The 16,516-nt window shown below is 72.6% G+C and carries 18 protein-coding genes; 6 read left to right on the top strand and 12 right to left on the bottom strand.

Annotated features, from left to right (window positions below; all coding sequences use genetic code 11):
- Positions 1–4 precede the first annotated feature (4 nt).
- Both AB0K12_RS22685 and AB0K12_RS22680 read right to left on the bottom strand, forming a co-directional pair.
- Positions 5–1,786: an ABC transporter ATP-binding protein gene (locus tag AB0K12_RS22685; protein ID WP_364564348.1), complete on the bottom strand. Its 1,782-nt coding sequence runs from the start codon at positions 1,784–1,786 to the stop codon at positions 5–7.
- The gene (locus tag AB0K12_RS22680) at positions 1,783–3,615 is read right to left on the bottom strand and encodes an ABC transporter ATP-binding protein (protein WP_364564999.1); all 1,833 of its coding nucleotides are present in this window, start codon (positions 3,613–3,615) and stop codon (positions 1,783–1,785) included. The genes AB0K12_RS22685 and AB0K12_RS22680 overlap by 4 nt, the downstream gene beginning before the upstream one ends.
- Before the next feature lie 116 nt (positions 3,616–3,731).
- Here AB0K12_RS22680 and AB0K12_RS22675 point away from each other — a divergent pair, with 116 nt between their 5' ends.
- The 3 genes from AB0K12_RS22675 to AB0K12_RS22665 all read left to right on the top strand — a co-directional run bounded on the left by AB0K12_RS22675 (position 3,732) and on the right by AB0K12_RS22665 (position 6,144).
- Entirely contained in the window at positions 3,732–4,361 is a 630-nt protein-coding gene (locus AB0K12_RS22675) for a TIGR03085 family metal-binding protein (protein ID WP_364564345.1), read from the top strand.
- Positions 4,362–4,559: 198 nt separating this feature from the next.
- Complete coding sequence (locus tag AB0K12_RS22670; protein ID WP_345401436.1) at positions 4,560–4,721, top strand: hypothetical protein; 162 nt, start codon at positions 4,560–4,562, stop codon at positions 4,719–4,721.
- Positions 4,722–4,782: 61 nt separating this feature from the next.
- Positions 4,783–6,144 (top strand): glutamine synthetase family protein, encoded by a 1,362-nt coding sequence (locus AB0K12_RS22665; RefSeq protein WP_364564341.1) that lies wholly within the window; start codon positions 4,783–4,785, stop codon positions 6,142–6,144.
- Positions 6,145–6,151: 7 nt separating this feature from the next.
- Here the strand turns inward: AB0K12_RS22665 and hisF are convergent, their stop codons facing one another.
- Genes hisF through hisD form a run of 9 tightly spaced genes read right to left on the bottom strand, consistent with a single transcriptional unit; the run spans position 6,152 to position 12,159 of the window.
- The gene (gene hisF / locus AB0K12_RS22660; RefSeq protein WP_345401430.1) at positions 6,152–6,913 is read right to left on the bottom strand and encodes an imidazole glycerol phosphate synthase subunit HisF; all 762 of its coding nucleotides are present in this window, start codon (positions 6,911–6,913) and stop codon (positions 6,152–6,154) included.
- On the bottom strand, positions 6,910–7,320 hold the full coding sequence (locus tag AB0K12_RS22655; RefSeq protein WP_355420781.1) for a Rid family hydrolase: 411 nt from the start codon (positions 7,318–7,320) through the stop codon (positions 6,910–6,912). The genes hisF and AB0K12_RS22655 overlap by 4 nt, the downstream gene beginning before the upstream one ends.
- Positions 7,321–7,340: 20 nt before the next feature.
- Positions 7,341–8,063: a bifunctional 1-(5-phosphoribosyl)-5-((5-phosphoribosylamino)methylideneamino)imidazole-4-carboxamide isomerase/phosphoribosylanthranilate isomerase PriA gene (gene priA, locus AB0K12_RS22650; RefSeq protein WP_345401424.1), complete on the bottom strand. Its 723-nt coding sequence runs from the start codon at positions 8,061–8,063 to the stop codon at positions 7,341–7,343.
- Entirely contained in the window at positions 8,064–8,405 is a 342-nt protein-coding gene (locus AB0K12_RS22645; protein WP_355420775.1) for a hypothetical protein, read from the bottom strand.
- On the bottom strand, positions 8,402–9,037 hold the full coding sequence (gene hisH, locus AB0K12_RS22640; RefSeq protein WP_364564334.1) for an imidazole glycerol phosphate synthase subunit HisH: 636 nt from the start codon (positions 9,035–9,037) through the stop codon (positions 8,402–8,404). Before hisH ends, AB0K12_RS22645 begins: the two co-directional genes overlap by 4 nt.
- Entirely contained in the window at positions 9,034–9,189 is a 156-nt protein-coding gene (locus AB0K12_RS22635) for a hypothetical protein (protein WP_355420772.1), read from the bottom strand. Before AB0K12_RS22635 ends, hisH begins: the two co-directional genes overlap by 4 nt.
- Entirely contained in the window at positions 9,186–9,779 is a 594-nt protein-coding gene (gene hisB / locus AB0K12_RS22630) for an imidazoleglycerol-phosphate dehydratase HisB (RefSeq protein WP_364564331.1), read from the bottom strand. Before hisB ends, AB0K12_RS22635 begins: the two co-directional genes overlap by 4 nt.
- Complete coding sequence (locus AB0K12_RS22625) at positions 9,776–10,846, bottom strand: histidinol-phosphate transaminase (RefSeq protein ID WP_364564329.1); 1,071 nt, start codon at positions 10,844–10,846, stop codon at positions 9,776–9,778. Before AB0K12_RS22625 ends, hisB begins: the two co-directional genes overlap by 4 nt.
- Positions 10,843–12,159 (bottom strand): histidinol dehydrogenase, encoded by a 1,317-nt coding sequence (gene hisD / locus AB0K12_RS22620; RefSeq protein WP_364564326.1) that lies wholly within the window; start codon positions 12,157–12,159, stop codon positions 10,843–10,845. The genes AB0K12_RS22625 and hisD overlap by 4 nt, the downstream gene beginning before the upstream one ends.
- A 411-nt stretch (positions 12,160–12,570) precedes the next feature.
- On the opposite strand from hisD, the gene AB0K12_RS22615 reads away from it, so the two are divergent.
- The 3 genes from AB0K12_RS22615 to AB0K12_RS22605 all read left to right on the top strand — a co-directional run bounded on the left by AB0K12_RS22615 (position 12,571) and on the right by AB0K12_RS22605 (position 15,391).
- Positions 12,571–12,774, top strand: coding sequence for a hypothetical protein (locus tag AB0K12_RS22615; RefSeq protein ID WP_345401409.1), 204 nt, complete (start codon positions 12,571–12,573; stop codon positions 12,772–12,774).
- Between the two features lie 48 nt (positions 12,775–12,822).
- Entirely contained in the window at positions 12,823–13,827 is a 1,005-nt protein-coding gene (ligD, locus tag AB0K12_RS22610; RefSeq protein WP_364564322.1) for a non-homologous end-joining DNA ligase, read from the top strand.
- An 88-nt stretch (positions 13,828–13,915) separates the two neighbouring features.
- Positions 13,916–15,391, top strand: coding sequence for a trypsin-like peptidase domain-containing protein (locus AB0K12_RS22605; protein WP_364564320.1), 1,476 nt, complete (start codon positions 13,916–13,918; stop codon positions 15,389–15,391).
- Here AB0K12_RS22605 and AB0K12_RS22600 read toward each other — a convergent pair.
- Positions 15,378–16,505, bottom strand: coding sequence for an MFS transporter (locus AB0K12_RS22600; RefSeq protein ID WP_364564317.1), 1,128 nt, complete (start codon positions 16,503–16,505; stop codon positions 15,378–15,380). The two genes, AB0K12_RS22605 and AB0K12_RS22600, sit on opposite strands and share 14 nt — an antisense overlap.
- Positions 16,506–16,516: the final 11 nt, after the last annotated feature.

Here is a 16,516-nt window from a genome sequence, read left to right as displayed (position 1 = left end):
CCTCCTATGAACGGGCCGCCGACACCCAGGAGGCGTGCAGGTCGGCGTACACGCCGGGCTCGCCGACCAGCTCGGCGTGCGGGCCGCGCTGCACCAGGCGGCCCGCGTCGAAGACCAGCACCTCGTCGGCGTTCTCCGCGGTGGACAGCCGGTGGGCGATGGAGATCGCGGTGCGTCCCCTGGTGACGCCTTCGAGCGCGCGGGCCAGGCGTACCTCGGTGGCCGGATCGACTGCGGAGGTGGCCTCGTCCAGCAGGAGCAGGTCGGGGTCGGCGAGGTAGGCGCGGGCCAGCGCGACGAGCTGCCGCTCCCCCGCCGACAGCGACTCGCCGCGCTGCCCGACCGGCGTGGCGAGGCCCGCGGGCAGGCCCTCCAGCCAGTCGGCCAGGCCCAGCTCGGTCAGCGCCAGCTCGATCTCCTCCGCGGTGGCCGACGGCTTGCCGTAGCGGATGTTGTCCTCCAGGGTGCCGTCGAACAGGAAGCCGTCCTGCGGCACCATGACGATGCGCTCGCGCAGCGAGGAGAAGCGCACGTTCCGCAGGTCGTGGCCGTCCACGGTGACGCGGCCCGCCGCCGGGTCCATGAGCCTGGTCAGGAGCTTGGCGAACGTGGTCTTGCCCGAGCCGGTCTCCCCCACCACGGCCACCCGCGAGCGCGGCGGGATGGCGAGCGTGATCTCGCTCAGCACGGGCGCGCCGCCGGGGTAGGAGAAGTGCACGTCCTCGAAGGCCACCTCGATGGGGCCGCGCGGCAGCACCACGCCCTGCTCACCCGGGTCGGCGACGTCGGGCGGGGTGTCGAGCACGCCGAGGATGCGGCGCCAGCCCGCGACCGCGTTCTGGGCCTCGTTCAGCACCTCGGTGGCGGTCTGCAGCGGCGAGACGAACAGCGTCACGAGGAACAGGAACGCCACCAGCTCCCCCTGCGTGATGCCGCCCGACAGGCCGAGTCGCACGCCGAGCAGCACGATGCCGGCGATGGCGACCGCGGCCACGATCTCGGTCAGCGGGAAGACGAACCCGACGATGGTCTGCGCCCGCACCTGCGCCTTCTTGTTGGCGTCCACGGCCCGGTCGACGCGCTCGGCGGTGCGCCGCTCGGAGGCGTAGGCCCTGATGACGGCGGCGCCGACCACCGACTCGCTGACCGCGGCCAGCATGTCGCCGGTGCGCTCGCGCACGGTCGTGTACGCCCGCGACAGCAGCCGCTGGAAGCGCGGCAGGGCGATCATCAGCGGGATGAAGCAGACCCACACCAGCAGCGTGAGCTGCCAGGAGTAGACGAACATCAGCACCGTGGCCACGAAGAGCTGGCCGAACGACACGATGATCATCAGTCCGCCCCACTGCATGAACGTGCTGATCTGGTCGATGTCGTTGGTGACGCGGGAGACCAGGGCGCCGCGGCGCTCGGTGTTCTGGGTGAGCACCGACAGGTCGTGCACGTGGCGGAAGCCGCGGACGCGCAGGGTGGCGAGCGAGGACTCGGTGGCCTTGTAGAGGCGGACGTTCATGACGTACCCGGCCAGGGCGGTCAGCACCACCGCGGCGGCGCAGATCACCACGGCCTTGGTGATGTACGAGACGTCGGGCGTGCCGTTCTTGAGCCCGGTGTCGATGGTCTGCTGCACCGCGACCGGCACGATGACCTTGCCCAGGGTGGCGATCACGGCCAGCGCCAGCGTGCCGAGCAGGCCCTTGCGGAACTCGGGCGTCAGCGACAGGCCCTGGCGGATCGTGGCCAGCGCGGAGCGCTCGGCGTTGCCGTGGATGCTCTGCGCGGTCATGCGCTGACCCCTTCTTCCTCGATGTCGATGTCCGCGTCTATGTCCGCGTCGATGTCCGACAGCTCGATCGCGGTGCGCTCGGCCTCCTCGCGCTCGTAGGCGGTCACCAGGTTGCGGTAGCCGTCGCAGCGCTTGATGAGCTCGTCGTGGGTGCCGCGGTCGGCGACGCGGCCGTGGTCGAGGTAGACGACCTCGTCGGCCAGGGCGATGGTGGCCATCCGGTAGGCGACGACCACGACGGTGGACGCCTCGGCGGCGTCCCGCAGGCCGTACAGGATCTTGGCTTCGACCTGCGGGTCCACGCTGGAGGTGGCGTCGTCGAGGATGAGCAGGCGGGGGCGGCGGGCCACCGCGCGGGCCAGGGCGAGGCGCTGGCGCTGGCCGCCGGACAGCGAGGCGCCGCGCTCGCCGACGCGGGTGGCGAGGCCGTCGGGCAGCCGGCCGACGAAGCCGTCGGCCTGGGCCAGGCGCAGGGCGCCCCAGACGTCGTCGTCGCTGATCTCATTGGTGGCCTCGGCTCCCAGGGCGACGTTGCCGCGTACGGTGTCGTCGAACAGGAACGTCTGCTGCGGCACCAGCGCCACCGAGGCGGCCACGGCGCCGTAGGGCAGCTCGCGCAGGTCCACGCCGTCGAGCAGCACCCGCCCCGAGTCGGGGTCCACCAGCCGCACCAGGAGCTGCACGAGCGTGGACTTGCCCGACCCGGTGGGGCCGACCAGCGCGACGGTACGCCCGGCGGGGACGTCGAAGGTGACGTCGTGCAGCACCTGGGCCTCGCCGTAGGCGTAGGAGACCCCGCTGACGCTCAGCTCGGCGGGGGCGTCGGAGGCCGGGGCGGCGGCGGTGCCGTACTCCATGGAGCCGTCGGCGTCGAGCACGGCCTGCACCCGCTGCCAGCCGACGACGCTGCGCGGCAGCTCGGCAAGCACCCAGCCGAGCGCCCTGATGGGAAAGGCCAGCAGCGTGAACAGGTAGGCCACCTGCACCAGGCCGCCGGGGTCGATCGCGCCCGCGGACAGCCGGGCCGCGCCGACGGCCAGCACGGCGAGCACGCCGAGCGTGGGCAGCGCCTCCAGCATGGGGTCGAACAGGCCGCGTACGCGTCCGACGGCGATGTTGGCGTCGCGCAGCTCGTGGGCGCGCCGCCGGAACCGGTCGGTCTCCAGCTCCTCCCTGCCGAGCGTCTTGACGACGAGCGCGCCGTCGAAGCTCTCGTGGGCGATCTCGCTGACCTCGGCGCGCAGCTGCTGCGCTCGGGTGGCGAGCGGGCTGAGCCTGCGCTGGTAGAGCAGGTTGAGCACGGCGATGGCCGGGAAGATGAGGAAGCCCACGAGCGCCAGCACCAGGTCGGTCACCACCATCGCGACCGCCGCGGTGACCAGCATGACGATCACGCCGACGGCCATCGGCAGCGGCGCGAGCGGCGCCCAGGCGGCCTCGGCGTCGGCGCTGGCGTTCGACAGCAGCTGCCCGGTCGGGTGCCGGTGGTGCCAGGCCAGCGGCAGCCGCAGGTACTGTTTGGTGACGTCGCGGCGGGAGCGGGCCTGCATGCGGTACTGCAGGACGCCGGCCAGGATGCGGCGCCCCGCCACGCCGATCGCCTTGAGCAGCGCGGCGCCGACGATGAGCAACACGCCGGTCCACATCGCGCCCGCGGCGACCTCGCCGTCGGCGAACGCGGCCAGCACCACGTTCTGGGTCGCCCACCCGAGGGCGGAGGCGGAGGCGACCGTCATGCCGCCGTAGACGGCGCTGGCCAGCACCGCAAGGGTGAAAACCAGCTTCTCGGTGCGAATGGCCACCCCAAGGACGCGGAGTCCTTGACGCATCACGGCCGAGGTGACCTTGCTCGCCACTCCGTGGGTTTCCTCTCATGTCTGTTGTTTGTACGTATGTCACTATCACGCCCGATCAGTCGGTTATTCCCAGCGGTAGGCTGATCCACGTGACTCACGCTCGTGGCGAACGCACCGCGCTCTGCGATCTGCTCGACCGGCTCGGCCCCGAAGCGCCGACCCTGTGCACGGGCTGGACCACCTACGACATGGCCGCCCACCTCGCGCTGCGCGAGCGCAGGCCCGACGCCATGGGCGGCATCGCGCTCAAGCCGCTCGCCGGCTACACCGCCTCGGTGCAGCGGCGGCTGAAGGACCGCCACCCCTACCCCGAGCTGGTCGGCCTGGTCCGCAAGCCGGGCGGCGTCTACGGCCTGCTGCCCGCGCTCGACGAGGCGGTCAACACGCTGGAGATGTTCGTCCACCACGAGGACGTGCGCCGCGCCCAGCCGGGCTGGGAGCCGCGCGAGCTGCCCGAGGACCTCGAGCGGCTCATCTGGAAGCGGGTCTCCACCGGCGCCCGGCTGATGCTGCGCAAGTCGCCCGTCGGCGTGGTGCTGCACCGGCTCGGCGGCGGCGTGGTGCTCGGCGGCCCCAAGGGACACGCCCGGGTCGAGGTCACCGGCAGGGCGGCGGAGCTGCTGATGTTCTGCTTCGGGCGGCAGGGACACGCCCGGGTGGAGCTCACCGGTGATCCGGCCGCGGTGGCCGCGCTGCGCGAGGCCACCCTCGGCGTCTGACCCTTCCCTGGTCAGGGCGGCCGAGGGTTTCGGATGCGCGGAAAAACCGGCGGGGCAGGCGCTCGCGCGCCGTCCGCTGCCCTTACCATGGCATAGGAAAGAAGCCCCCCGGTTAGGATCATGTACATCTTCAGAGATGCCTAAGGATCGCCCAGACTCGGGTATATACGGCTGGGAACGAACTGCAGGAGGCCCCCCATGCAGGTCAAGAAGGTGATCACCTACGTGGCTGTCGCGTTCGTGGTCTTCTACCTGTTCACCCGGCCGGCCCAAGCCGCCGCCGCGGTCAACGGTGTGTTCGACGGAATCGTCCACGGAGCCAATCAGCTGGCGGTGTTCTTCTCGAGTGTTCTGACCTGACGGGTGGTTCTGTCTGCGTGAGGTGCTTCCCCGCGCTGCCCAATCGTGTTACGCAGACAGGATGACAGATCGCCTCACCGGCACCAGACCTCATCAGCTCGACGCCGCCGCCCGGCGCGTCCTCGAACGAGCCGAGCTCGAGGGCATCGAGCTGATCCGTTTCCTGTACGCCGACCACGGAGGCGTGATCCGCGGCAAGGCGGCGGCACGGTCCCGGCTGGCCGAGCGGCTCAGCTCGGGCATCGGCCACACGGTGGCCATGATGGCGATGAACATGCTCGACCAGTTGCAGGAGGTCGAGCACATGGGCCCGGTGGGTGAGGTGCGCATCGTCCCCGACGCCACCACCTACGTCCCGCTGCCGTACGCGCCCGGCGCCGCGGCGATGCTGTCGGACCTGCGCATGCCCGACGGCTCTCCGTGGGGGGCCTGCCCCCGCACGTTCCTGAAGGACGCGGTCGCGCAGCTGCGCGCCGAGGGCTACACGCTGGAGGCGGCCTTCGAGCCGGAGTTCACGCTCGGCCGCCGGCTGCCCGACCCGTCGGGCGGGCCCGACCGGCTGGTGCCGATCGACGACTCGCTCTGCTACGCGGCGATCGGGTTCGACACCGCCCACGACTACGCGATCAAGCTGGTACGCGCGCTGGAGACGCAGGGGCTGCGCGTCGAGCACTACCATCCCGAGCTCGGCCCCGGCCAGCAGGAGCTGTCGATCCGCCACGCGCCCGCGCTGCGCGCCGCCGACAACCACGTCCTCTACCGCGAGACCGTGCGCGGCGTGGCCCTGCGCATGCAGATGTGGGCCTCGCTGGCCCCCAAACCGCTGGCCGACCAGGCCGGCAACGGCGCCCACCTGCACCTGTCACTGTGGAGCGACACGCGCAACGTCTTCGCCTCCGACAACGAGGTGCGTGACGGCTTCATCGGCGGCCTGCTCGCCCACCTGCCCGCCCTGACGGCGCTGACCTGCGGCAGCGTCAACGGCTTCCGCCGGCTGGCGCCGCGCATGTGGTCCAGCGCGTACGCGGTGTACGGCCCCGACAACCGCGAGGCCGCCGTGCGCGTCTGCTCCCCGCTGGGCGAGAGCGGCGAGCCCAACCTGGAGCTGAAGCCGTCGGACTCGGCGGCCAACCCCTACCTGTCGCTCGGCGCGGTCATCCACGCCGGCCTCGACGGCATCCGGCGCAAGCTCGACCCGGGCGAGGCGGTGGAGGTCGACCCCGACACCCGGCCGGGCCGCTATCCGCGCCTGCCGTCCTCGCTGGAGGAGGCGCTGGACGCGCTGGAGGCCGACGAGGTGCTCATGGAGGCGCTCGGACCGCTGCGGCGCAGCGCGTATCTGGCCGTCAAGCGGTCCGAGGCCGCGGCGTTCGCCGGCAAGGACACCTCCTACGAGCTCTTCCACCACTTGCGGGTGTTCTGAGCCCCGCTCAGCGGACGGGGTGGCCCGCGTTCCTGAGCGTCTCCTTGACCTCGGAGATCTTCAGCGTGCCGAAGTGGAACACGCTGGCCGCCAGCACCGCGTCGGCACCCGCCGCCACGGCCGGAGGGAAGTCCTCCAGGCGGCCGGCACCGCCGCTGGCGATCACCGGCACCCGCACGGCCGCCCTGACCGCGTGCAGCATCTCCAGGTCGTAGCCGTCGAGCGTGCCGTCGCCGTCCATCGAGTTGAGCAGGATCTCGCCGGCGCCCAGCTCCTCACCCCTGGCCGCCCACTCCACCGCGTCGATGCCGGTGCCGCGCCGCCCGCCGTGAGTGGTCACCTCGAAGCCGCTGGCCGTCCCGGGCGCCCGCCTGGCGTCCACGGACAGCACGACGCACTGCGCGCCGAACCGCCTGGACGCCTCGGTGAGCAGCTCGGGCCTGGCGATGGCGGCCGTGTTGAGCGACACCTTGTCGGCGCCCGCCCGCAGCAGCCGGTCGACGTCGTCGGCCGACCGCACGCCGCCGCCCACGGTCAGCGGGATGAAGACCTGCTCGGCCGTCCTGCGCACGACGTCGAGCATGGTCTCGCGCTCCCCTGAGGAGGCGGTGATGTCGAGGAAGGTCAGTTCGTCGGCGCCCTCCTCGTCGTAGCGCCTGGCCAGCTCGACGGGGTCGCCCGCGTCGCGCAGGTTCTCGAAGTTGACGCCCTTGACCACGCGCCCGGCGTCCACGTCGAGACAGGGGATGACTCTTACCGCCACGGTCATGTTCGCAGTGCCTCGATCTCGATCTCTACCAGCATTCTCGGGTCGACCAGCCCGGCCACCCGTACGCCGGTGCACGCGGGGCGCACCTTGGCGAAGACCTCGTGGATCGCCTTGCCCACGGGGTCGAAGTGACGTTGTTCCACCACGTAGTAGCGGACCATGACGACGTCCTCACGTGTCAGGCCGCCCATCAGGACGGCTTCGAGCGCGATCTCGATCGAGGTCAGGGCCTGCCGATACGGGTCTCCGACGTGGCGTACCTCTCCGTCGACCGTGGCCGTGCAGCCGGACACGATCACTCGCCCGCCCGCCACCACCGCGCGGGCGTAACCGTACTTCTCCTCCCAGATGCCGCCCGAGAACACCCGGTAACCGGTGCTCTCCATGCCGATGCTGCTGATACTCATCTCGCCCCCTCCCGGCACGGCTACACGCGTACCGCGGCAAGCGCATCTTCCAGGGTGAACGCGTGAGCGTACAGGGCCCTGCCCACGATGGCGCCCTCCAGTCCGTCGGGGACGAGGGAAGCCAGGGAGACCAGGTCATCGAGGCTGGAAACGCCGCCGCTGGCCACTACGGGCTTGTCGGTGCGGGCCAGGATGCGGCGGTAGAGGTCGAGGTTGGGGCCCTGGAGCATGCCGTCCTTGGTGACGTCGGTGACGACGTAGCGGGGGCAGCCGTCGGCCTCGAGCCGGTCGAGCACCTCCCACAGGTCGCCGCCGTCCTCGGTCCAGCCGCGGGCGGCCAGCGTGGTGCCGCGCACGTCGAGGCCGACCGCGATGCGGTCACCGTGCTCGGCGATGATCTTGCTGCACCAGGACGGGTTCTCCAGCGCGGCGGTGCCGATGTTGACCCGCCTGCAGCCGGTGGCCAGGGCCGCTGCCAGGGAGTCGTCGTCGCGGATGCCGCCGGACAGCTCCACGTTGACGTCGAGCCGGCCGATCACCTCGGTGATCAGCTCCCGGTTGCTCCCCCGGCCGAACGCGGCGTCGAGGTCCACGAGATGGACCCACTCCGCGCCCGCCTCCTGCCAGGCCAGCGCGGCGGCCAGCGGCGCGCCGTAGCCGGTCTCGGTGCCGGCCTCGCCCTGCACCAGGCGTACGGCCTGGCCGTCGGCGACGTCGACGGCGGGCAGCAATGTGAGAGACATTCAGGTCCTCCGGTCGAAAGCGAGAGTCACGACTACGGGCACGAACAGCACCGACAGCACCAGGACCGCGAAGCTGATCGGGAACGACCCCCACACCAGCCACGCGATCACCTGGACGAGCAGGAAGCCGAGCGCCACCACGGCGTTCTGGGCACGGTGGCGGCGGGCGAGCAGGCCGCCCTGCCGGTAGAAGCGCACCGGCCGTGCCATGGGACGGGGCGTCAGGCGGGTCAGCAGGGCGCGGCGCCTGGCCGCGCGGGCCTGCCGCTCCTCGTTGGCCCGGATCGCGCGCGCCCGCTCGGCCTCCCGCTCCGCCCTGCGGCGCGCACGCTCCTTGCTCACGTCAGCGCCTTCAGCCAGTTTCGCAGCAGGGTGGCTCCGGCGTCGCCGGACTTCTCCGGATGGAACTGGGTGGCCATGAGCGGGCCGTTCTCCACGGCGGCGACGAACGGCACGCCGTGCTCGGCCCAGGTGACGACCGGCTCGGCGAACCCGTCGCCAGGCCGCAGCACCCAGTCGCGCACGCCGTAGGAGTGCACGAAGTAGAAGCGGGTGTCGGCGTCGAGCCCGTCGAACAGCACGCTGCCGGCGGGCGCCTTGACCGTGTTCCAGCCCATGTGCGGCAGCACGGGCGCCTCCAGCCGCTCGACCGTGCCCGGCCACTCGCCGCAGCCCTCGGTCTCGACGCCGTGCTCGACGCCGCGCGCGAACAGGATCTGCATGCCGACGCAGATGCCCAGCACCGGCCGGCCGCCCGACAGGCGGCGGCCGATGATCTGCTCGCCGCGCACCGACTTGAGGCCCTCCATGCAGGCCGCGAACGCGCCCACGCCCGGCACCACCAGGCCGTCGCACTCCTGCGCGGCCCGCACGTCGGACGTCACCGTCACCTCGGCGCCCGCCCTGGCCAGGGCCCGCTCGGCCGAGCGCAGGTTGCCCGAGCCGTAGTCGAGCACCACGATGTTCTTCTTCACCACCACAACACCCCCGCCGTGATCGCCATCACCGCGCCGACCGCGCAGATCGCCGCGCCGATCTTCAGCCCCTGTCTGGCCAGGGAGAACACACCGCCGCCGAGGAACAGCCCGATGAACACCATCACCCCGGCGAGCAGGTTGTCGGTCATAGCACGCCCTTGGTGCTCGGCACCCCGCTGGCCCGCGGGTCGAGCTCGGACGCCTCGCGCAGCGCCCTGGCCAGCGCCTTGAACTGGGCCTCGACGATGTGGTGCGCGTTGCGGCCGTAGGGCACGTGGACGTGCAGGCAGATGGCCGCCTGCGCGACGAACGACTCCAGGATGTGGCGGGTCATCGTCGTGTCATATTCGGGGCCGATCATCGGCGCCATGCCCTCGGGCTCGGCGTGCACGAGGTAGGGGCGGCCCGACAGGTCGACGGTGACCTGGGCGAGCGACTCGTCCAGCGGGCACGACGCGCTGCCGAACCGCCGGATGCCGGACTTGTCGCCCAGCGCCTCGCGGAACGCGGCGCCCAGCGCCAGCGCGGTGTCCTCGATCGTGTGGTGGGAGTCGATGTGGAGGTCGCCCTCGGTCTTGACCGTCAGGTCGAACAGTCCGTGCTTGCCGAGCTGCGCCAGCATGTGGTCGTAGAAGCCGACCCCGGTGGCCACCTCGACCCGGCCGGTGCCGTCAAGGCCGACCTCCACCAGGACCGAGGTCTCCTTCGTGACACGCTCGACGCGACCTACGCGGCTCACATTGCTCCTTCCAGGGCGGCGCGGAAGGCCGCCATCTCCTCGCCCGTGCCGATCGACACACGCAGCCACTCGGGCGGGCCCACCTCGCGGATGAGCACGCCGCGCTCCAGCATCCCCTCCCACACCCTGCGCCGGTCGGGGAAGCGCCCGAACAGCACGAAGTTGGCGTCGGAGTCGGCCACCTGAAGGCCCTTGCCGCGCAGCCAGGCCACCGTGTCGTCACGCTCGCGGCGCAGCGCGTCGACCGTGCCGAGCAGCTCGCCGCGGTGGCGCAGCGCCACCCGCGCCGCCGCCTGGGTGAGCGTGGACAGGTGGTAGGGCAGCCGCACCAGCAGCAGCGCCTCGACCACCGCCGGGTGCGCCGCCAGATAGCCGACGCGGGTGCCGGCCATCGCGAACGCCTTCGACATCGTCCTGGTGACGATCAGCCTCGGGTGGGCGGGCAGCAGGGTCAGCGCCGACGGCGTGCCCTCACGGGCGAACTCGGCGTAGGCCTCGTCGACCACCACCATGCCGGGAGCCGCCGACAGCACCGCCTCGATCGTCTCCAGCGGCTGCGCCGTGCCCGTCGGGTTGTTGGGCGAGGTCAGGAACACCACGTCGGGGCGGTGCTCCTCGATCGCGGCGACCGCCTTGCCTGGGTCGATCGAGAAGTCCTCCTCGCGCGTCGCCCTGATCCACTCGGTGCTGGTGCCGCCGGTGATGATCGGGTGCATGGAGTAGGAGGGCTCGAACCCGATGGCGGTGCGGCCATGGCCGCCGAACGCCTGGAGGATCTGCTGGAGCACCTCGTTGGAGCCATTGGCGGCCCACACCTGCGCGGTCGTCAGGCCGTGACCGAGGTAGGCGGCCAGGTCGGCGCGCAGCTCGGTCGCGTCTCTGTCGGGGTAGCGGTTGAGCTCGCCGGCCCGCTCACCGATCTCCCCGGCCAGGTCGGCGACCAGCGCGGGCGAGGGCGGGTAGGGGTTCTCGTTGGTGTTGAGGCGCACGGGGACGTCGATCTGCGGCGCGCCGTAGGGCGTCTTGCCGCGCAGATCGTCGCGGATGGGCAGGTCGTCGAGGTTCACGCGGTCTCCGTCGGCACTCGCCAGTCGAATCGGGCGCGGATCGCGGCGCCGTGTGCGGGCAGGTCTTCGGCGTCGGCGAGCACCGACACGTGGGCCGCCGCCCCGGCGAGCGCCTCGCGGGTGTAGTCGACGACGTGGATGCCGCGCAGGAACGACTGCACCGACAGGCCGCTGGAGTGGCAGGCGCAGCCGCCGGTGGGCAGCACGTGGTTGGAGCCGGCGAGGTAGTCGCCGAGCGAGACCGGGGAGTAGGGGCCCACGAAGACGGCCCCGGCGTTGCGCACCCGCGCCGCCACGGCCGCCGCGTCGGCGGTCTGGATCTCCAGGTGCTCGGCGGCGTAGGCGTCGACGACCTTGAGACCGTCGTCGATGGAGCTCACCAGCACGATGCCGGACTGCCGGCCGCTCAGCGCCTCGGTGATGCGCTCGGAGTGGCGGGTGGCCGAGACCTGGCCGGGCAGCTCCTTCTCGACCGCGTCGGCCAGCTCGGGGCTGGTGGTGACCAGCACGGCGGCGGCGATTGTGTCGTGCTCGGCCTGGCTGATCAGGTCGGCGGCGACGTGGACGGGGTCGGCGCTCTCGTCGGCGAGGATCGCGATCTCGGTGGGGCCGGCCTCGGAGTCGATGCCGATGCGGCCCTTGAGCAGCCGCTTGGCCGCGGCCACCCAGATGTTGCCGGGGCCGGTCACCATGGTCGCGGGCTCGCACTCCTCGGTGCCGTAGGCGAACATCGCCACCGCCTGCGCCCCGCCCACGGAGTAGACCTCGTCCACGCCGAGCAGCGCGCACGCGGCCAGGATGGTGGGGTGCGGCAGCCCGCCGAACTCCTTCTGCGCGGGGCTCGTCACCGCCAGGGAGCCGACGCCCGCCTCCTGGGCGGGCACGACGTTCATCACGACGCTCGACGGATAGACCGCGCGGCCGCCGGGCACGTAGAGGCCCACCCGGTCGACGGGCACCCACCGCTCGGACACCGTGCCGCCCGGCACGACCTGGGTGGTGACGTCGGTGCGCCGCTGGTCGCGGTGGACCAGCCTGGCCCGCCTGATCGACTCCTCCAGCGCGGCGCGCACGCGGGGGTCGAGCCCGGCCAGCGCGTCGCGCACGGCATCGGCGGGGACGCGGGCGGAGGCGATCTCGACACCGTCGAACCTGGCGGTCAGCTCCCGTACGGCTGCCGCCCCGCGATGGCGCACCTCGTCGCAGATGGGCCGCACCTTCTCCAGGGCGGCCTCGACGTCGAGCTCGGCGCGGGGCAGCACGTCGCGCAGGTTCGCCGGCAGGGAACCGCGCATGTCGATACGGGAAATCACCCCCACAGTCTACGGAGTCCGGGCTCCGATTCAGGCGGCGTCCACCATGCGGACAGGCTGCTCGCCCGAGGGACGCCCCGCCGTGGAGAGCCGACGGCCGCGGGGGGCGGCGCTCGCCGACGCACGCCCCTCGCGGCCGTCCTGACCCCGGACCGGGCCTGCCGGGGCCGGCGCCGTGGCCGTCACGGGGGTACGGCCACGGCCGGGGAAAGCCAAGGGAAACTCCGCTGCCCCGCAGGCGCGCCCTCTAACGCACTTCCTCAAGAAAAACTTTGCGGCACTACAAGGTGACGTCGCGTGATTTTTGCCCACGATATCCCGCTGCCGCGCGGCGCGGGGCCGGGGGCGGGCCGCCGGCGGCGACGTCCGACATTATCTGTCCATTATGTCCGGACCTTTACCCTTACCGGCATGGGACAGTGGCACGGGCCTGACGGCCTGCTCGTCGAGGCGATCATCTTGGACGATCGCCCGCTCCTGCGTGTCTCCCACCGCGTCAACGGCCGCACCTACCTGCGCGGATACTGCGCCACCGTCGCCGAGCTCGGCGAGCACGGCGTGGACCTCGCCGAGCTCGTGGAACGCACGGAAGACAGGCCGCTTGACCATCTGTAGACCCCTGCCCGCCACTGTCGATCAAGCGGGCGGGGTACGGCATGCACCATGGTCCGGCTGCCGGTCTACACGCCCATGCTGGCCCAGGCCGGCACCCTGACCTCCGTCCAGGGCCCCGGCTGGGCCGTGGAGATGAAATGGGACGGCGTGCGCGCCCTCGCCTACGTCGAGGACGGCGCCGTCCGCCTGATGTCGCGCAACGCCAAGGACATCACGCCCGCCTACCCCGAGCTCCAGCTCATGGCCGCCGCCACCGGCGGCCACGACGCGGTCATCGACGGGGAGATCGTCGCCTTCGACGACGCGGGGCGGCCCAGCTTCGAGGCCCTGCAGCCCCGCATGCACCAGCGCAACCCGGCCGCCGTGGCCGCGCTGACCAGGACGGTGCCGGTGACGTACATGGCCTTCGACATCCTGCACCTCGACGACGCCGTCACCGTCGCGCGGCCCTACACCGAGCGGCGCGCGCTGCTGGAGAGCACGCTCACGCCCGGCTACCGGTGGCAGGTGCCCGTCTGGTTCACCGACCACGCCCAGCGCGCCTTCGAGTCCTCGCAGCAGCTCGGGCTCGAAGGGGTCGTGTGCAAGCGGCTCGCCTCGCCGTACCGGCCGGGACGGCGCAGCAGCGAATGGACGAAGGTCAAGAACGTCAGCACCGCCGAGGTCGTCATCGGCGGGTGGAAGCCGGGCAGCGGGCGGCGCTCGGGCACGATCGGGTCGCTGCTGCTCGGCGCGTACGACGACGCGGGCCGGCTGCGGTTCGTCGGCCACGTCGGCACCGGCTTCACCGACCAGGTGCTGCGCGACCTGCGCGACCGGCTGGCCCCGCTGGAGCTGCCCGGCCCCCCGTTCGGCGACGAGGTGCCGCGCGAGCACGCCCGCGACGCCCACTGGGTACGCCCGGAGCTGGTCGGCGAGGTCCAGTACGCCGAGGTCACCGGCGACGGCCGGCTGCGCCACCCCTCCTGGCGCGGGCTGCGCCCCGACCGCGAGCCCGCCGAGGCCCGCACCTCCGGACTGCTCCCCCACCAGGGCGACGCCGCCGCCGGCTGACGCCCGACACGCCACCCCTGACCACACATCGTCCCCTAATGGTGACTTAGAGTGACCAAAAGGTATGTCGAACGGTTCGGGGGACATAGTGCGCAGAACTCTCGTCACCACGCTGGCCGGACTCACCGGTTTCACCGGGCTCGCCGCCCCGCCCGCCACGGCCGACCAGCCGCCCCTCTTCTCCGCGGAAACCGAGCACCAGGCCCCGCCGCCCGTCTGGGGCGCCGCGTCCTCGCCGCTCATGCGTCCAGGGCAGGCCGTCAGATACTGGACCGCCGCCAAACAGGCCGAGGCCAGAGCCGCCGACCTGCCGAAGAGCCCCAAGGGAGCCGCGCGCACCGCCGCGCCCCTCAGCGTGCCCACCGCCAAGCGCCTCACCCCCGGCGGCGACGTCAACGGCTACGCCCGCGTCCGCAGGCCGTACACCGCCGTCCCCTACAGCCGCATCAGCGGCCGGCTCTTCTTCATCAACGCGGGAGGGCAGCCCGACTCCTGCACCGCCTCCGTCGTACGCTCCGCCAGCGAGCTGCTCATCGCCACCGCCGCCCACTGCGTCTACAGCGTCGCGGAAGGCACCGCCACCGGGCAGTGGCACCGCAACTTCCTGTTCATCCCCGCCTACGACGGGCGCGCCGCCGGCCTGCGGGGGCGCGAGCCGTACGGGCGGTGGGGCGGCCGGCGCGCCTGGAAGCCCGACGGCTACACCGGCCTGCACGGCGGCGACTGGAACTCCAGCTACGACATCGCCCTCATCGAGGTCGGCAGGCGCGAGCGCACCCTCCAGGACGCCGTGGGCGCCTTCACCCCCATGCTCAACCAGGGCGGCAGGCACACCATCGCCACCACCGGCTATCCCGGGCTGCTCGGCAGGGAGCCGTACGACGGGCGCGACCAGCTCTGGTGCCTCGGCAGGACCCGGCAGTCCGCCGGCGTCGCCCGGACGGAGACCATGCTCGCCGCCAACGCCACCGGCCGCCCCGCCGGAAGCGGACGCATGGAGACGCACAACTGCCACCTCTACAAGGGCCACTCCGGCGGCCCCTGGTTCCTCAAGAACACCGGCGACCTCATCGGCGTGCTCTCGGCCGGCAAGGAAGACGGCGAGGCCGACGGCAACTCCGTCGCCACCGCGCTCAACCTCGAAGGCTACGGCGCCATCGTCGGCAAGGCCGACCCCAAGGGCGTCTACGACGCGCTGTCCGTCAAGCTGAGCCGCCCCGCCAGGCCCGCGAGGCCCGTCAGGCGCGGCCGCACCACGACCGTCACCGCCACCGTCACCATGCGCGGGCTCATGGCAGCCACCCGGGTACCCGTCACGATCGCCGCGCCGCGCGGCGCCGCGCTGGCCGCCGTGCACGGCGTCGCCTGCGCGCCCACCCGCCGCCAGGCCACCTGCCTCATCCCGGCCGTCCGTCCCGGACGGCCGGTCAGGATCAAGGCACGCGTGCACGTCGCCGCCGACGCGCCGCGCCGCCTGCCGCTCGCCGCCCGCGTCACCTCGACCAGGCTCGACCCGACGCAGCGCGACAACACCGACGTGCTGCGGCTGTTCACCCGCGGCTGACCTCGGCGACGGGCTCCTTCATCGTGCGGGCCAGCAGCCAGGCCAGCACCGGGAAGACGATCAGGCAGGCCAGCGCCGTCCGCAGCGACGACGCCTCCGCCACCGCGCCCACCAGCGGGCTCGCCAGCCCGCCCACGCTCACCGCCAGGCCCAGCGTCACCCCGCCCGCCGTGCCCACCCGGCTCGGCAGCAGGTCCTGACCCAGCGTGACGTGCAGGGAGAACGGGGCGTACAGGGCGATCGAGGAGGCCGCCACGAACACGTACGCGGCCGGGCCTGGCACCAGCACCGCGCCCGCGACCGCCGGCACGGCCAGCGCGTACGCCAGCCGCATCGTCCGCACCCGCCCCCACCGCGCCGCCAGCCTGCCGCCCAGCACCGTGCCCACCGCGCCGCCCGCGAACAGCACGAACAGCGCCACCGCCCCTGCCGCTCCCCCGCCCATCAGCAGGGCCACGAACGCGCTCAGCCCCACGTACACCACCGAGCGGAAGACGATCACCAGCGTCAGCCTGGCGAACGCCGGCCAGTCGTCGCGCCCCCGCACCGCCGCCACCGCTCCCGGCGTCCGCGCGCCGCCCGACAGCGAACGCACCGCGGGCGACGTCGCCAGCGCGCCCAGCACGGCCGGCAGCACCAGGAACGGCGAGGCGCCCAGGCCGCCCGCCGCCAGCAGCGGCGTCACCAGCACCGGCGCCGAGGCGAAGCCCAGCGTCCCGCCGAGGGAGAACCAGCTCATCCGCACGTGGCCGCCCTCGCTCGCGATCCGCGCCAGGCGGGCCGCCTCCGGGTGGTACGCGGCCACGCCGAGTCCGGACAGTGCCACGGCCAGCCAGGTCAGCGCGTACGAGTCGGACAAACCGCCCGCCGCCACCCCCACCCCCGACACCACCATGCTCACCGGGATCAGCCACGGCATCCGCCACCGGTCCGTCAGCACCCCGAACAGCGGCTGCACGATCGACGACAGCAGCGTGGCGGCCAGCACGATGCCGGACACCGCGACGTACCCGTAACCGCGCCCGGCCACCAGGAACGGCACGAGCGCCGGGACCGCGCCCTGGTAGAAGTCCACGCAGGCATGGCCCGCGGCGAGCATGGGGATCCGCTTCACGCCTTCGATGA

The organism is Nonomuraea sp. NPDC049419 (assembly GCF_040676995.1).
GTDB classification, from domain to species: domain Bacteria; phylum Actinomycetota; class Actinomycetes; order Streptosporangiales; family Streptosporangiaceae; genus Nonomuraea; species Nonomuraea salmonea.
This window is presented reverse-complemented; position numbering and strand designations above follow the sequence as displayed.

Excerpts from the sequence above, each read along its gene's own strand:
- ligD (WP_364564322.1), top strand. The coding sequence starts at position 12,823 with ATGGTCCGGCTGCCGGTCTACACGCCCATGCTGGCCCAGGCCGGCACC.
- priA (WP_345401424.1), bottom strand. The coding sequence starts at position 8,063 with ATGTCTCTCACATTGCTGCCCGCCGTCGACGTCGCCGACGGCCAGGCC.
- hisF (WP_345401430.1), bottom strand. The coding sequence starts at position 6,913 with ATGACCGTGGCGGTAAGAGTCATCCCCTGTCTCGACGTGGACGCCGGG.
- AB0K12_RS22615 (WP_345401409.1), top strand. The coding sequence starts at position 12,571 with ATGGGACAGTGGCACGGGCCTGACGGCCTGCTCGTCGAGGCGATCATC.
- AB0K12_RS22670 (WP_345401436.1), top strand. The coding sequence starts at position 4,560 with ATGCAGGTCAAGAAGGTGATCACCTACGTGGCTGTCGCGTTCGTGGTC.
- AB0K12_RS22665 (WP_364564341.1), top strand. The coding sequence starts at position 4,783 with ATGACAGATCGCCTCACCGGCACCAGACCTCATCAGCTCGACGCCGCC.
- AB0K12_RS22680 (WP_364564999.1), bottom strand. The coding sequence starts at position 3,615 with ATGCGTCAAGGACTCCGCGTCCTTGGGGTGGCCATTCGCACCGAGAAG.
- AB0K12_RS22685 (WP_364564348.1), bottom strand. The coding sequence starts at position 1,786 with ATGACCGCGCAGAGCATCCACGGCAACGCCGAGCGCTCCGCGCTGGCC.
- AB0K12_RS22635 (WP_355420772.1), bottom strand. The coding sequence starts at position 9,189 with ATGACCGACAACCTGCTCGCCGGGGTGATGGTGTTCATCGGGCTGTTC.
- AB0K12_RS22655 (WP_355420781.1), bottom strand. The coding sequence starts at position 7,320 with ATGAGTATCAGCAGCATCGGCATGGAGAGCACCGGTTACCGGGTGTTC.